Genomic DNA, 16198 nt, shown 5'->3' on the forward strand with positions numbered 1-16198 from the left:
CACAGGGCTGACTTGTCTATTTATCAGCGCCTATGTCAGAAAAGGAGATTTTCGACCTGTTGCACCGCTATGCCTCGGGCAATTATGCACCGGAGGATGCCGTGAAGATCCGCCAGTTAATGGCTGATTCCCGCTATCATGCTGTCATCCTGGATTTTATGGATGCATTTTGGGAAAAACTGGAAGACCGTGCAGAGAATTCGCCGCCTGTTTCCCGGGATCAGAAGGACCTGATATTTCAGCGGATTGCCGGTAAGATGGAGCCTACGATCGCACCTGTTCCGAAAAGCCGCAACATAGTCAGGATATGGACACTGGCGGGAGCCGCGGCAGCACTGGTATTATTTATATCAGTATTGCTGTCCAGGAAAGCTGCCGATAGTCCGGTAGTGCAACGGGATGTGCCTATTGCTGCTGTTACGGATATTGCTGCCCCCGCAGCGACTTACGCTTATCTGCAAACGGACAATGGATTGAAACTGGGTTTGAAGGAGCTTGGAACATTGCCGGGATCACCGGCACTGATTACTGAAAATGGCAGTGTGATGGTTCGTTATATCAGCCAACAGAATAATGTGCCCAGGCAGTCACAGTGGCACGAACTGGTAAATCCGCGCGGCAGTAAGAAAATCAACCTTACCCTGTCAGATGGTACGCTGGTGAGTCTCAACGCCGGCAGTACGATCCGGTATCCGGCCGGTTTCACCGGTGCCATAAGAGTAGTAGAGTTGAAGGGCGAGGCCTATTTCGAAGTGGCCAAAGACAAAAAACATCCCTTTACGGTGCATACCGGTTCCGGGGATGTTGAGGTACTGGGTACCCACTTCAATGTCAATACTTCACGGTTCGACAGTGTCATGCAGGTGACGCTGCTGGAAGGTTCAGTAAAAGTTAGTCACAATGGAAGATCGGATGTGTTGCATCCGGGTGAACAGGCCGTTGTGGGAGATGTTATAGACGTTTCCCGAGCTGTCGAGTCGAAACAGGTACTGGCATGGACAAACGAAGAATTCAATTTTACCGGGATGGATCTGCGTGAAATCCTGAAGGAAATAGAACGGTGGTATGATGTGGACATTACCATTGCTCAGAATGTTCCTGAAATGCGGCTCTCGGGAATTCTCAGCAGAAATCTTTCCGTCAGGCAGGTGCTTGACATTGTTTCACTCAGCAGCGGCATTCAATTTACCATCAACAATAAAATTATTATGGTGACAGCCGGGGAATAAAAAAGGCAGGATGTGCTCGAACCACAGCCTGCCGGTAATGCCTGGCTAAAAACAAGTCTTTCGGAGAATTATTTATTAACCAAAACAAAGCAAATGTATGGATTTTAGGCCTACGGGGTCCTATTTCCGGTCAGGACCGGAAATGCCAAAAAAACTGCTATTTTATATGAGGTTGACTGCCATTTTGTTCCTGGCCGCCGTATTGCAGGTTTCTGCCAGGGGATTCGGTCAGGAAGTTTCCGTATCGAAGAAGAAAATCGGGCTGGAAAGGTTTTTTCGGGAAGTCAACAAGCAGACAGGGTACAATTTTATCTATAACGAAGAACTGGTGAGCCGCACCAGGTCGTTTTCCCTCAACATCACCAAAATGCCGCTTCGCCAGGCGCTGGACCTGGTATTGCGGGATAAGCCGATCAGTTACCGGATCGTGGATAAAACCATCATTCTACGTCCGGGTGTACAGGTTACGGATGAAGCGAAATTCAGAATAGTTACCATTCCGGTAAAAGGAAGGGTACTGGATGCTTCCGGAAACCCGCTGTCCGGGGTCAGTATTGTTCAGAAGGGGAAACCCACCGGTACATCAACAGATGAGAGTGGTTATTTTTCGCTGGAAGTGGAAGAGAATTCGACCATCGAAATTTCGATCGTCGGGTATATGACCAAAGCTATCCGGGTCGGAAAAGATACTGAACTGAATAATATTACCCTCGACAAACTTGCCAATGACCTTGGGGAGGTAATCGTAATCGGTTACGGTACTACCACCAAGGGAAAAAATATTACGGCTGTATCAACCCTTAAGGCGGAAAAAATCCAAAACCTGGGAGCGACATCAGTTGGTGAAGCGCTGGCCGGGCGCGTGCCGGGTGTGCTGGTGAATTCAAGCGGCGGTGGCCCTGGCAAAAAACCCCAGATTTCCATCCGGGGCGGAGGCACGCCGCTCTATGTTATCGACGACATCATTTCTACAGAGTTTCAGTTCCAGACCCTGAACATCAATGATATCGACAACATATCCTTTCTGAAGGATGGTCCCGCCACGGCCATTTATGGTGTGGCCGCCGGTAATGGTATCGTTTTGGTTACCACCAAGAGAGGTGGCAAAGGCAAGGTTTCGGTAAACTACAATTACGGGCATGACTGGGTACAGCCAACCATTCTGCCAAATAAAATCAGCTCTTACGAAATTGCCACGTTAACCAATAGTGTTGATGAAATGGAAGGTAATCCGGGCCGTTATGCCCCGGAAGATGTGCAGAAATATAAGGACCAGTCCGACCCGCTGAATTTTCCCAATACCGACTGGCAATCCACTGTGCTGAAAAAATTTGCGCCACAGAACCGGCATAACCTGTCTGTAGCAGGCGGCGGAAAACAATCACAGTATTATGCATCATTGGGATACCTGGACCAGGGCACGCTTTACCGGGAGAACACCAACTGGCTCAAGCGGTATAACTACCGGGTAAGTGTCAGCAGCGATTTTGAAAAGATCGGACTGAAGACAACGATTGCTTTGTATGGTACAACAGAATCTCAACGCAATCCCAACAGTTCCTATGGCAGCGGCTATTATTATGTATGGGGACATATCCAGAATTCAAGTCCCATGGAGAAAGCTTTTGCGGATCTCGAACATACCCGCTATTCCAACAAGGGAGATCATCCATTGGTAGAAATTTCTCCTGAAAGTGGCTATGCCAGGAATGAAGACCGCGACATCAATGGCAATGTGGTGCTGCAGTGGAGTGTGCCTGGTGTAAAAGGACTCAGCCTTAAAGGCAATGCCAATTACCGCCAGTTCAATTCCAGTGGCAGAAGCTGGAATGCAACAGCACCGCAATACAGTATCGGCAGTGATGTGCCGGTGGCAACCAACAAACCCAATCTTTCGCTGGTGAACACCAACGGGTACAACTATGTGCTCCAGGGATTTGGTACGTACGACAGAGCCTTTGGAGATCACAGTATCTCGGCGATGTTCGGTTACGAACAAGCCTATGTTTATGGTGAGACCAGTACTACCGGAAGAAATTCATTTGACTTCAATTTCGACCAGATCAATTACGGTCCCCAGGCCAATGTATTTAACAATGGGAGCATGTCGGAGAGCGTCCGGAATGCGTTCCTGGGTCGCTTAAGCTACAATTTCCGCAATACCTATTTCCTGGAAGCCAGCTTCCGGGATGACGGCAGTGACCTTTTCCCGGAAGGCAACCGCCGCGGTTTCTTTCCCGGTGTGGCGCTTGGCTGGGTGATATCAAATGAAAAATTCATGCTGGGGCTTAACCAGAAAAATATCCTGAATTATCTCAAGTACCGGATTTCCTATGGTGAAGTGGGACAAAACACGGTGGATGGCCTGACGCCGTTTGCCTATGTACCTGGATACACACTTGGGTCGGGATACGTGGTGAATGGTGTATTACAGCCTTCCCTCAACATGCCGGCCATCCCCAGCCCGGATATCACCTGGTATAAGATGAATACCTTCAATACCGGTTTTGAATTTGCAACACTATCCAATCACCTGAGTGGATCACTTGACTATTTCTACCTGCGTACCACCAACTACCTGGCTTCTGCTTCCGGACAACGATATACGGATCCCCTGGGTACGCCTTTGCCCTTCCGCCTGTCAAATGGTGCCAAACGCCGGGCAGGATGGGACGGTTCATTGAAATACAGCAATGTTGCCGGTAAACTATCATATTCCGTAGGAGCGAACTACACTTACTTCAATGAGTTGTGGGAAGTAAATCCGAATGAGGATAGTGCCACGCTTAAGAACCCCTACACGACCTCCTACAACCAGACTGCTTACCTGCAGACAGCGCTGCTTAACAGTGGCCTTTATCAGAACGCCGCTGATATTATCAATAATCCGCGTCGGTTGTCTTCCGTACTGGCACCTGGTGATATCATGTATGTGGATGCCAATGGTGATGGAAAGATAGACAACGCAGACCTGCGCCGGGCTGGAAGTGCTACATTCCCAAGGTCCATTTTCGGCCTCACGGCTGACTTGCGTTATGGCAGCTGGTATTTCAGCATGCTCTGGCAGGGCAGTGGCAAGCGGAGCATGTACCTGGGCGATGTATTCCGCAGCAACTATGTCGGAAATATCCGGTACGATTTCCAGACGGAGGATCACTGGACTCCCGGAGCCGGCAACACGCAGTTTCCGAGACTGGTATCCGGCAGTGGTGTGAATGGCGGCAACAATGAACAGACTTCGGATTTCTGGATTATCGATGCCGGGTATGTTCGTCTCAAAGCTCTCCAGGTGGGATATGATTTCAAACCACTGGTGGGCAACAAGCTGAACTTCCTCACCGACCTGCGGGTTACCCTGAGCGGCACCAACCTCCTGACTTTTTCTCAACTGAAGAAATATGGTCTGGATGCAGAAACCGGCAGTACCAACAACTATGACTATCCCACGTCGCGGGTGTATTCCATTAACGTGAACATCGGGTTCTGATTCCCGCAAAACGCTTCATTATGAAAAAGAAATTCATCAATATATTTCTGATAGCCGTCAGTCTCATGCTGACCGGTATCTCCTGCAAAAAGCTGGATGAAACCCAGCCATACGATAAAATCACCGAAGATGAAGTATGGTCATCCAAAGACAATGCCATGAAGTTTGTGTACAATGCGTACAGCAATGTAGTCGGACTTTATACAAACATGGTGGGTGATGAGGTATGGACCAACAACATCATCGCCAGTGATGGCAATGCATTTACCCGCGACCAGATTTCCCGCGACGAAGACTATGGTTTCAATAAGTTCGCCCAGGTGCGGATGTGTAACCTGATTATAGAAAAGGCCAATAGCTCACTGCTGGCGGACGTTGATAAGGCTGAACTGGTAGCGCATGGCAAATTCCTTCGTGCGATGACCTACTATTGGCTGGCCCGCCGGTTCGGCAGGGTTATCTATGTAGACAGGGTGCTTACCGAAGATGAGGAAACCTACTCGCTCCCGCAAACAGCCAGTGTTGCGGAAACCTATTCGCTGATCATGAAAGACATCAACGAAGCCATTCCCGGCCTCCCCGATGTTGCCGCAACTTCTCTTGCCGGAAAAACAGCGGGTTACGCCCTCAAATCGGAAGTTGCCCTGCAGGCAGCAGCCTACACCGGGGACGATACCTATTACCAGCAATCCGTTGACGCAGCGGATGCGGTAATTCAATCCGGCAGGCATGCCCTCGAACCTGATTATGAAGGCATGTTCAATGCACGCAAGAGCAGTACCACGGAAATCATCCTCGCGTTTTACCGCGACAAATCCAATACCGTGGTGTCCAATATTACCGACATGCAATTGTCCATTCCCAACGTCAACAATGATGACGTTACCAGGGAGGGTGCCACACCGCATTTTAAGCAGGACAAGGTGTTTGAGGACTGGGGCAAATATTCGCCCACCCAGAACCTGATCGATGACTACCTCGTAATTGATGACAATGATCCCACCAAAGCTGTTCGCTGGGACCAGTCTTCCCAATTCATGGCTAACCTGTCACACCGCAATTCATCTTTTGCTGACAGTGCCGTAGTAACCGGTGCAGGCAGTGTGAACTCCGTGATCTACCGCAACAGGGATCTGCGTTTCGCAGCTTCAGTAGTATATGATTCAACACAGTGGTATGGTGAAACGGTGACTACTAACCGGAACGGTAACCTCAACCGCATGATCAAAGGTTCACTGGGATCGGGATGCTGTACGCCCATCACCAATACCTTTCACCGCAAAGGCATTTATGATGACCTCGTTCCCCGCGCTTTTTACAATACCCCCACCAACTATCACTGGGTGGTGTTCCGCCTCGGAAGGGTAATACTCAACAAGGCAGAAGCGCTCCTTCGCCAGGGCAAGGTAGCCGAAGCAGTGGCCACGTTCAACCAGACAAGAACCTTTCATGGTGGATTGCCGCCTTCCACCGCGGCTGGCGCTGCGGATGCGTGGACGGATTACAAACGGGAAAGAAGGGTAGAACTGTTCAAGGAACTGGATTATTACTGGACCCTTTTGCGCTGGGGAAAATATGGCGGCGATGCCAACCACAACCTGGCGCCCGGTGGCACCATTCCGGAACTGGAAACACCGCCTACTTTTATGGAGATCAATATTCCCAGGGACGGATACCGGGTGGAAGTACTGAAGTGGAACCAGAATGAAGTGCGTGTATTCGATGAATCACGTCGTTACCTGCTGCCCATCCAGCAATCCCAGGTAGACCGGCATGGCAGTCTTCAACAAAACCCCAACTGGTAACGCAAAAACTAATTTTATGAAACGCTACATACCATTATTCGGATTTCTCCTGCTGGCCTTCTCTTCCTGCCTGAAATCAGGACTGGATGAAAACCTGCCAAAATTCAAGGATGCGCAGATTACCGATGTTTTTATGGAATACCGTTTTGAAGATCCGAACAGTACTTCCGGTGGAAGCCCCGTCGTTCGGGTGGTTACGCTTAATCTGACCAATAAGCAGTTTCTCAAAATTGAAGACCATCCCGGTGCGTCAACGGATTCCGTGGTATTCGATGTGACGGTACCGCCGGCCAGTGGTTCCTTCACCGAAGCAGAACGAGCCAAAGTGAGTACCACCAACCTGGTCTTTATGAGCAATATCTCTACGGCAGCAACTATGTCTGCAGTCGGCAGTGCGCCACGACCAGGGGCCCCGGGAGACTTTACGCAACCGCAACAATATCTCGTCACTGCTGCTGATGGCAGTACACGAACCTGGACTATCCGAATCGCCAATTTCATCAAGTAGTCTTAGCTGCAGCATTAGCAGTTAGGTTTGGTTAGAAACCGGCTGTTTTTACAGCCGGTTATTTTTTTACCTAAACGGACCATGGATGCGTCAGGTGCTTTTTCCTGCCTTGCTCTTTCTGTTACTGGCCTGTGGCCAGGTAAAACATCAGCAGGTATTTTCCGTGCTCGATACCAAAGTAAGCAAGGTGCTGTTTGAAAACAGGATTGATCCGTTTGCGAAGGTCAATATTTTCGACTACCTGTATTATTATAACGGTGGCGGCGTTGCCGCAGGTGACATTAACAATGATGGCCTGGACGACCTCTTCTTTGTATCCAACCAGGGGGAGAACAAACTGTATCTCAATAAAGGTGGGCTGCTATTTGATGATATCAGTGTTACGGCAGGTATACAGGGCAAGGCCAACTGGAAAACAGGTGTTACGCTTGCTGATGTAAACCAGGATGGCTGGTTGGATATTTATGTCAGCGCTGTAGGAAGTTATGCCGGTTTCGCAGGGAAGAACGAATTGTTCATCAACCAGGGCAACCTGCATTTTGAAGAGGCCTCCAGCACCTATGGCCTCGATATAGAAGGCTTCAATACCCAGTCCACATTTTTTGATTATGACCACGACGGAGACCTGGACATGTTCCTGGTTAATCATTCCGTTCATTCCAATGCTACCCTGCAGGATTCTTCTTTTCGTCATAGAACGGATGCCCGTTCGGGTGACAAACTCTTTCGTTGCGATAAAACAGGAAACGGTATTTACTATACCGATGTTACCGCGGGTGCAGGTATTTTCAGCAGTGCCCTGGGATATGGATTAAATGCCATGGTCGCTGATCTCAACAACGACGGCTGGGAAGATATCTATGTGAGCAATGACTTTCACGAGGAAGATTATTATTACCTCAATCAGCAGAACGGACAGTTTAAAGAGATCAATAAATCGGCTTTTGCCCACGAAAGCAGGTTTTCGATGGGCAGCGATATCGCCGATCTCAATAATGATGGCTGGTTGGATATTGTGACGGCGGATATGCTTCCGGATGAGGAGAAAGTATTGAAGTCTTCCATGAGTGACGAGCCGTTGTCCACCTACGCTATCAAACAGCAACGCTGGGGTTACCACCCGCAGTTTTCCCGGAATTGTCTTCAGCTGAACACGGGCGGCGGCATGTTGTTCAGCGATATCGGGCTGATTGCCGGAGTTGCGGCAAGCGACTGGAGCTGGTCGCCGCTGATCGCAGATTTCAATAACGATGGCATTAAGGATCTTTTCATTTCCAATGGGATTCTGAAAAGACCCAATGACCTCGACTTCCTCAAATTTGCTTCCGCGCAGGCAAGGGCTGCTTCCGCAGCTACACTGCGCGATACTGACCGTGAAAAGCTGGAGAAGATGCCGGACGGTGCCGCCATCAACAGGATGTTTGCTGGCAGCGGAGGGAACAGTTTTACGGATGTGTCTGCAGACTGGGGCTTTCAGGAGCCCGGGTTTTCCAACGGGGCTGCGTATGCCGATCTTGACAACGACGGCGACCTCGAGATCATTGTCAATAACATCAATGCTCCGGCAACCATCTATCAGAATCATTCCAGCGACCACAAATCGTCAAATTCTTTTTCACTTCGGCTGAAAGGTGATATGGCCAATGCATTTGGCTATGGTGCAGCCATAAAGATTACAACAGCCGGTGGTGATCAGTACGCACAGGTGACTGCCACCCGCGGATTTGAAAGTGCATCAACTGTTCAGCTTCATTTTGGTACAGGTGCTGATACTGTTGTTCGTCAGTTGGTCATTCAATGGCCCGGGGGCGGAACACAGGTGCTGCAGAATCTGGCCTGCAACAGCATTCATGTGGTAACGCGTCCTGGGAAATTGCTCATGCAGGTGGATCATTCCTGGCCGGTCAGCCGGGGCAATGATCCCTGGTTGCTTGATGTGACGAAAAGCAGCCGGGTTGATTTTGTACACCGGGAAAATTCATTTAACGATTTTGACCTGCAGGAACTGATGCCGCAGCAGCTATCTATTGAGGGACCCCGGCTGGCAGTCGCTGATGTTGACGGAGACGGCCTGGAAGATCTGTTTGCCGGTGGTGCAAAAGGGCAACCCGCTGCATTGTTCCGGCAAACCGTTTCGGGCACTTTCATGAAGATGCCGGTGGAAGCTTTTGAACAGGATAACCTGCAGGAAGCAACAGGTGCCTGCTTCTTTGACGCGGATGGTGATGGAGACCAGGATCTTTATGTAGTAAGTGGCGGTGGTGAATATTTCGAAGGCGCAAAGCCCTTGCTCGACCGGCTATACCTGAATAATGGCAAGGGGAAATTCTCCAGGTCGCAGGGACTACCGCAGATCGCGACGAATAAGTCTGCAGTAGCCGCTGCTGATTTCGATAAGGATGGCGACATAGATTTGTTCGTGGGCGGCAGGTCGGTAGCCGGACAATATGGTACTCCAGCGCCATCTTATCTTTTGTTGAACAACAGTAAGGGATCATTCACGGAAGCGCCACCGGAAACACTGCCGCAGCTGCGTTTGATGGGAATGGTGACCAGTGCAGCCTGGCTCGACTACAACTCAGATGGCTGGCCCGACCTGGTAGTTGCCGGCGACTGGATGCGCATTCGCTTCTTCCGGAACCAGCAGGGGAAGTTTACTGAAACTACCGACAGCCTTATTGCACAGCCATTATCAGGATTCTGGAAAACATTGCAGGTGGCAGATGTTAATGGTGACGGTCATTCCGATCTGCTGGCCGGCAACCTCGGCTGCAATTCCAAATTGAAAGCGTCTCGGGAATTTCCATTGCGATTGTATTGCGGCGATATTGCCGGTATGGGCAGCTTTGACCAGGTGCTTGCCTTATCGACAACGGGAAAATATTATCCTTTTCTGAACAAGGAAGAAATGGAGAAGAGAATGCCGCTGATCATGCGCAAACAATTTGCTGACTACAGCAGCATGGCGGGGCTCGGTATCGATGAGATTTTCGGCGACAGGCTGCGCGGGGCGAAACAACTGGAGATAAACACACTTGCTTCTGTTGTACTGATGGGCGATGGAAAGCATGGCTTCACCGTTCATCCGTTACCTGCCGAAGCACAATGGTCGGCGCTTTATGCGTTCGCCTGTGCCGATTTTACAGGTGACCGGATAATTGATATCCTTTGCGGTGGCAATTTCTATGGCGTGACACCTTATGAAGGATTTTATGATGCCAGTGTTGGATTAATACTTGAAGGCGAGGGGAAGAACAACTGGTTGCCGCGCCTGCCCTGGCAAACAGGGTTGGCCATAAGTGGCCAGGTCAGGGACCTTAAAATAATCCGTGGAAGCGGAGGGCGTGCCATGATCGCCGTGGCCAGGAACAATGCCTCCCTCATCCTGCTTCAACAAACACTAAAAAAATAATTTTCTCCTATGCAGTTGCGTTGGATACTTTTTGTATTGGTGGTCGTACACACTTCCGCCAGCGGTCAGCAGACACGCTGGAACCATCGTTATGATCAGACCCTGGTCATGAAAATCGCCTGTGCCATCCCTGACAACAAAAAAGGGTCCGTTGTGCTGGCTACTTTTAAAGAAGTGCTGGACCTTGTTCGCAGAACGGATCAGATTACGCTGGAAGCGCCCAAAATCCTGTACCTGGTCGGTTGGCAATACAATGGCCATGACGATAAGTACCCGGCTTTCTTTGCAGTCAATGAACACCTGAAGCGGCCGGAGGATGCCAATGCCAGGGAAAGCCTGCTCTGGCTGATGCGTGAGGCAAAAAAATTCCACACTACCATCAGCCTGCACATCAATATGACCGATGCCTACGATGACAGCCCTTTATGGGATACCTATGTTAAGGAAGATATGCTATCGAAAAATGAAGATGGCACCCTGATGGTTGTAGGCGAGTACAATGGAAAAAAGGCCTACCAGGTCAACTACCAGCGGGAATGGGAAAAAGGCTATGCGCAAAAACGCATCGACAGTCTCCTCCACCTGTTGCCAGCTTTAAAGGAAGCAGGAACTATTCACCTGGATGCCTGGATTGCACGAGACAGCAAGGGGCACCGGGAATCTGCCATCCAGGAAGCAGCCTATCAGCAGAAAGTCGGTCGCTACTGGTTAAGCAGGGGAATAGAACCAACGTCTGAATGGGTAATGGACTATATGGAAGGAATCATTCCCTTTTACTGGCATTTTAATGCGCGCACCACAGATCAGTATCTCCGGCAACCGGCATCCGTGGTTACCGGGGGGCATTTTAATCCCGATCTGAAGCGATCCGACTTCGGACTTGAATTTCTGTTCGGTACCAGTATGTACGGGGAGAACCATTTTCCCGGATGGCAGCGCTACCGGAACAAACAATTTGATGGCAATTGGGAAACCGGGTTTATGAAAGATTTCTTCCTGCAGTTTCCGCAATATGCTTTTCTGAACCGGCTGCAACGACTTTCGGTAACCGGAAAGGGTGAAAACAGGATGGCTGCTTTTTCTGATAGTGTAGTGGTTTCGCTGAAGGACAGCATTATCAAACGCGGCAACTTTGTTTTCAGAAATCACAACCAGGTCCTGTTTCCGCTGACCTGGCGTTATGATGCCAGTTATATCGCCTATAGTACGCAGGCTACTATGATCGACAGGCCTGTGCCGCAGCAATGGAAGGGTAAAACAACCCTGGGACTGTTCGTGCTGAACAAATCGGGTTGGCAAAAGGAAAAGGAGATCCCGCTGCGCAATGGACGGATGCAATTTACCCTGGAAGCAGAAAAACCCGTTTTGCTCGTACCGGCGGGTGCAGCTGCTGTACGGGCAACGGCGCGGGCCGGGGATACGACCTTTATTCATCACGAAGTTGTTACCAAAATTCCGCAGCGGTTTGCCTATCACCAGACCCTTACGTACAAACTGATGCTGGCGGAAGCTGGTTTCGATGGAAAATTCAGGCGGCGGGACAATGGTGTCAATAAAAATTACCTCAATGCAGAACAGGCGCTGGCCGTTATCGGGAGACTCGATAAAATAACCCTGGGCATGCCTAAAATTGTTTACCTGGTGGGTTGGCAATACAATGGGCACGATTCTAAGTATCCTGCACTGTTTGAAGGCAATCCGGCCATAAAAAGGTCACAGGATAAAGATGCGCTGGAAAGCATCCGCTGGCTCATGAAAGAAGCCAGGAAGTACAACACGGTGGTCAGCCTGCACATCAACCTGTTTGATGCCTATGAAGACAGTCCGCTCTGGGATACTTATGTCAACAACAATATTATTGCCCGGCGACAAGACGGCAGCCTGATGGGCGGTGAATGCGGCTATCCCATCAGTTATGCGCAGGAGTGGAAGACAGGCTTCCTGCAGAAGCGTATCGACAGTTTATGTTCGTTGTTGCCGCTTGGTGAAGCGGGTACGATACATGTGGATGCCTTTCATACCTGGCCACCGAAACCAATTCAACAGGCTGACGGCAGCTGGAGAATCAGTCTTGACAAATCAATCACCAGTCCGTTCCTGGGGTTCACCCCCGAAGACGAAACAAAAACACAGGAGAAGATCTATGAATACTTCGGGTCGAAGGGGATCGATGTCACTTCTGAAGGAGTGGATTTTCTTCGCGAACAATCCTTTGTCCAATGGCAATCCATGGCCTGGTGGTACAATAACAGGGAGCAATACCTGAAATGGCCGGCATCCGTGTATTGCGGCGGAGAAGACCGCTCCGACTGGGGGAAACTTTTTGGTACGAGCATGCATGTGGAAGAAGAAGCCAGGATTGATCCGGTTGGATTGCCCGGTGTGAAAGCGGCTTTTTGCCAGAAGACTTTGATCTGGTATTACCTGAACCGGTTAGATCGTCTGTTCCTGGTCGACCGGGATGGCTATCGCATGGTGCAGTTTTCCGGAGGGGTAAAAACGGAGATAGGGCAGGGGGTGTTCCGGTTATATGAAGGGAATGCCCTGCTGGCCGAAGGCAGCGATGTTTGTATGCCGGCCTCCTGGATCGACAGCAAAAGCATGATTGCGTATAGTCGTGATGGTTATGAGAAGCGGACCTGGCGGCTTCCGGCTGCATTCCGGAAGGCAACGCAGGCGGAAATTTTCGTGGTAACTGCCAACGGGACAGAAAAGAAAGGCAGTACAAAAATTTCAAAGGGACAACTGAGGCTTCAATTGTCGCCGGATGAGATGGTGTGGATCAAAATCAAATAATAATGATGAATCGTTTAGTCATTTTAGTCATTGCCCTGTTACTGCTTACCAGCAATGTTTTTTCCCGGCAGCACAAGCAACAAAAAGCTGAAAACCCGGACTATCCCTATACTGTTGCAGCGTCTCCCTGGCAGGAGGAGTTGGGCAATCACCGGGTGGAATTTAAAGTGCGCCAGGTTGCCGCTCATATAAGCGTCAAAGTTCAATGGCGCCGGCGGGATGTTGACGCTGCTGCAAAAGGTATCATCGTCCAGGATGCAGCAGGAAACACAGTCGCCAATGTTTATAGAATAAGTTTTGATCGTGAGAAAGCAGAATTGGCCATCGGCCCGGTTACGCATCCCGGTACCTATTACCTCTACTACCTGCCGGTAACGGGCAAAAAGAATATTGGCTGGTGGGAAGGCCGGTATAATAGTCCCGAAGCATCTCCTTCGGCAGCATGGCTGCAACAATGGAAAACAGACAGCCTTGCCGGGAAAAAATCCCTGGTTGCCGAAGTAGTTGGCATGCAAAGCCGCACCGCTTTCGACAGCTTTTTCCCCATGGAAGTTTGTGCATCGGCAGCTGAAGCAAATCAATTGCGGCAACGGTTTCCGCAACCTTTCCTGGTATTCCCGGAGAGTCGTGAATTTGCGGTGCGCATGAAAGATGATCTGCCGTTGCGCTGGATCCGGAACGGTCCATCCGGCCGCTTCAGGGGACGGGCGCTGCGAAATGAATATTATGTCTTCCAGCTTGCAGTTTATGCAGCCCGGGATTCGATTGCCGATCTGCAGGTTGCACCCGGAAGTCACCTGGTCACCAGTTTTAATTCGGGTGGTATCAATGCCCGGGGACAATCCTTCAAAAATAAAATTTCCATACCCCGCCGGCAGGTACAGGCATTGTGGTTTGGGGTGGATGTACCCAGGGACACCAATGTGCGCCAGTTGAAATTTCCGGTTATACTGACCGCCAATGGCGTGGATAAGAAAATTGAAGTGGTATTGGATTTGTCTGATTCCGTTTTGCAGGATCGTGGTGATGGAGAACCATGGAGACTATCCAGGCTGCGCTGGCTGAACTCCACCCTGGGCATCGACGATCTGCCGGTTGCTCCCTATGCTGCTTTGGCAAGGCAGGATCGGGTCATTAAAAGCACTTCTGCTACCCTGGAAGTAGCAGGCAACGGCCTGCCGGGCTCGCTGCTTGCAGGAAACCGGTCACTATTGGCAGCACCTATGGAGCTGGAGGTTGAGGACGCTGATGGGCTGCTGAAATTTACCGGCAACAGACCTTTGTTTGAATTTGAAGCGCCGGGAAAAATCAGCTGGGTCGCAATAACTCAAGCGTCAACGCTACAGATGACCAGCAGGGGGAGGATGGAGTTTGATGGCACCATCCAGTACCGGGTTGTGCTGAAGGCACTACGTGATGTCAACCTGAAAGATATTCGCCTGGATATACCGGTGCAGCGTTCTACCGCGCAATATTTTATGGGGATGGGGAGACCGGGGGGATTTTGTCCGGAGCTATATGAATGGAAATGGAAAGGGCCGCAGGATGCCTGGTGGATCGGAGCTCCCCATGCCGGATTGCATGTGGAACTGCAGGGTGCCAGCTATACCGGCCCTTTGCTGAACCTGTACAAGCCTTCGCCCCCGCCATCCTGGTACAACAACGACAAGGGAGGATTTTCGGTCAGGCATCTGGGTGATACCGTCCATTGTGTAAGTTACTCCGGCGCAAGAACTTTAGCTGTTGGGGATAGTGTCTGCTTTGACTTTAAACTCCTCGTGACGCCGGTGAAACAACTGAATACCCATGATCAGTTTGCCGATCGTTATTTTCATAACGGAAATTTTCCCAATCCATCGATGGAAGATCTTCGCACGGGCATTAAGATCGTCAACCTGCATCATGCCAATCCTTATAACCCTTACATCAATTATCCATTTCTGACCCTTGATTCCCTCCGCTACTTCATCCGTAAATGGCATGCGCAACAGCTCAAAGTAAAATTGTATTACACGATCCGTGAAATTACCAACCAGCTGCCGGAAATCTGGGCCTTGCGAAGCCTTGGTGATGAAATACTCGCAGACGGTAAGGGAGGCGGGTTTCCCTGGCTCCGCGAACATCTTGGTAGCCACTACGATGTGCAATGGTTTACGCCCATCAACGGCTACCAGGAAAGCGATGCCGCCATCAGGACCAGCGGTGAGTCGCGCTGGTACAACTACTATACGGAGGGCTTACGATGGCTCGTTGCCAACACCGATATTGATGGCCTCTACCTGGATGATGTGGCATTTGACCGGTTCCTCCTGCAAAGGATGCGCAAGGTAATGGATGCCACAAAGCCAGGATGCCTGCTGGACCTGCATTCCAATACCGGGTTCTCCAAAGGACCGGCTACGCAGTATACCGAGTTTTTCCCCTATATCAATAAGCTCTGGTTCGGGGAGAGTTTTCAGTATGATAAAATGCCGGCAGACAACTGGCTGGTGGAAGTGAGCGGCATTCCTTTCGGGCTGATGGGTGATATGCTGCAGGGCGGTGGTAATCCCTGGAGAGGAATGGTTTACGGGATGACCGTCCGGTATCCCTGGTCTACTGAAGGCGTTTATTGCGATCCGCGGGATATCTGGAAGATCTGGGACAGCTTCAATATTGCCGCCGCAAAAATGATCGGGTATTGGGAAAAGGATTGTCCGGTCACCACCAGTGACAGTTCTATCCTGGCCACTGTTTATGTGCAAAAAAATGCTCTCCTGGTAGCAATCGGTTCATGGGCGGAAAAGGAGAAGTCAATTACCCTCAATATCAACTGGAAGGCTTTGAGTATGGATAGTACAGGCAGAAAACTGGTACAATCCGCGATACCCAATTTTCAGGAACAGGGACAATATCGTCCGGGTGAGGCGATAATTGTGAAGCCGGGAAAGGGGTTGCTGCTGGAAATCAGGTAACCTGATA

General features: G+C 50.2%; 7 protein-coding genes. All 7 read left to right on the forward strand.

Annotated features, from left to right (window positions below; genetic code table 11):
• The first annotated feature begins 32 nt into the window (after window positions 1-32).
• Window positions 33-1229 (forward strand): FecR family protein, encoded by a 1197-nt coding sequence (locus tag FPE01S_RS24920; protein ID WP_052955755.1) that lies wholly within the window; start codon window positions 33-35, stop codon window positions 1227-1229.
• 166 nt (window positions 1230-1395) lie between these two features.
• Window positions 1396-4716, forward strand: coding sequence for a SusC/RagA family TonB-linked outer membrane protein (locus FPE01S_RS13010; protein WP_169749165.1), 3321 nt, complete (start codon window positions 1396-1398; stop codon window positions 4714-4716).
• A gap of 20 nt (window positions 4717-4736) precedes the next feature.
• Entirely contained in the window at window positions 4737-6521 is a 1785-nt protein-coding gene (locus FPE01S_RS13015; protein WP_046369389.1) for a RagB/SusD family nutrient uptake outer membrane protein, read from the forward strand.
• 16 nt (window positions 6522-6537) lie between these two features.
• The gene (locus tag FPE01S_RS13020; protein WP_046369390.1) at window positions 6538-7029 is read left to right on the forward strand and encodes a DUF5018-related domain-containing protein; all 492 of its coding nucleotides are present in this window, start codon (window positions 6538-6540) and stop codon (window positions 7027-7029) included.
• Between the two features lie 85 nt (window positions 7030-7114).
• Window positions 7115-10441, forward strand: coding sequence for a VCBS repeat-containing protein (locus FPE01S_RS13025; RefSeq protein WP_046369391.1), 3327 nt, complete (start codon window positions 7115-7117; stop codon window positions 10439-10441).
• A 9-nt stretch (window positions 10442-10450) separates the two neighbouring features.
• Window positions 10451-13237 (forward strand): endo-alpha-N-acetylgalactosaminidase family protein, encoded by a 2787-nt coding sequence (locus tag FPE01S_RS24925; protein WP_052955757.1) that lies wholly within the window; start codon window positions 10451-10453, stop codon window positions 13235-13237.
• Between the two features lie 2 nt (window positions 13238-13239).
• Entirely contained in the window at window positions 13240-16191 is a 2952-nt protein-coding gene (locus FPE01S_RS13040) for a glycoside hydrolase domain-containing protein (protein WP_052955758.1), read from the forward strand.
• Window positions 16192-16198: the final 7 nt, after the last annotated feature.

It is taken from the genome of Flavihumibacter petaseus NBRC 106054 (assembly GCF_000974785.1).
GTDB classification, from domain to species: domain Bacteria; phylum Bacteroidota; class Bacteroidia; order Chitinophagales; family Chitinophagaceae; genus Flavihumibacter; species Flavihumibacter petaseus.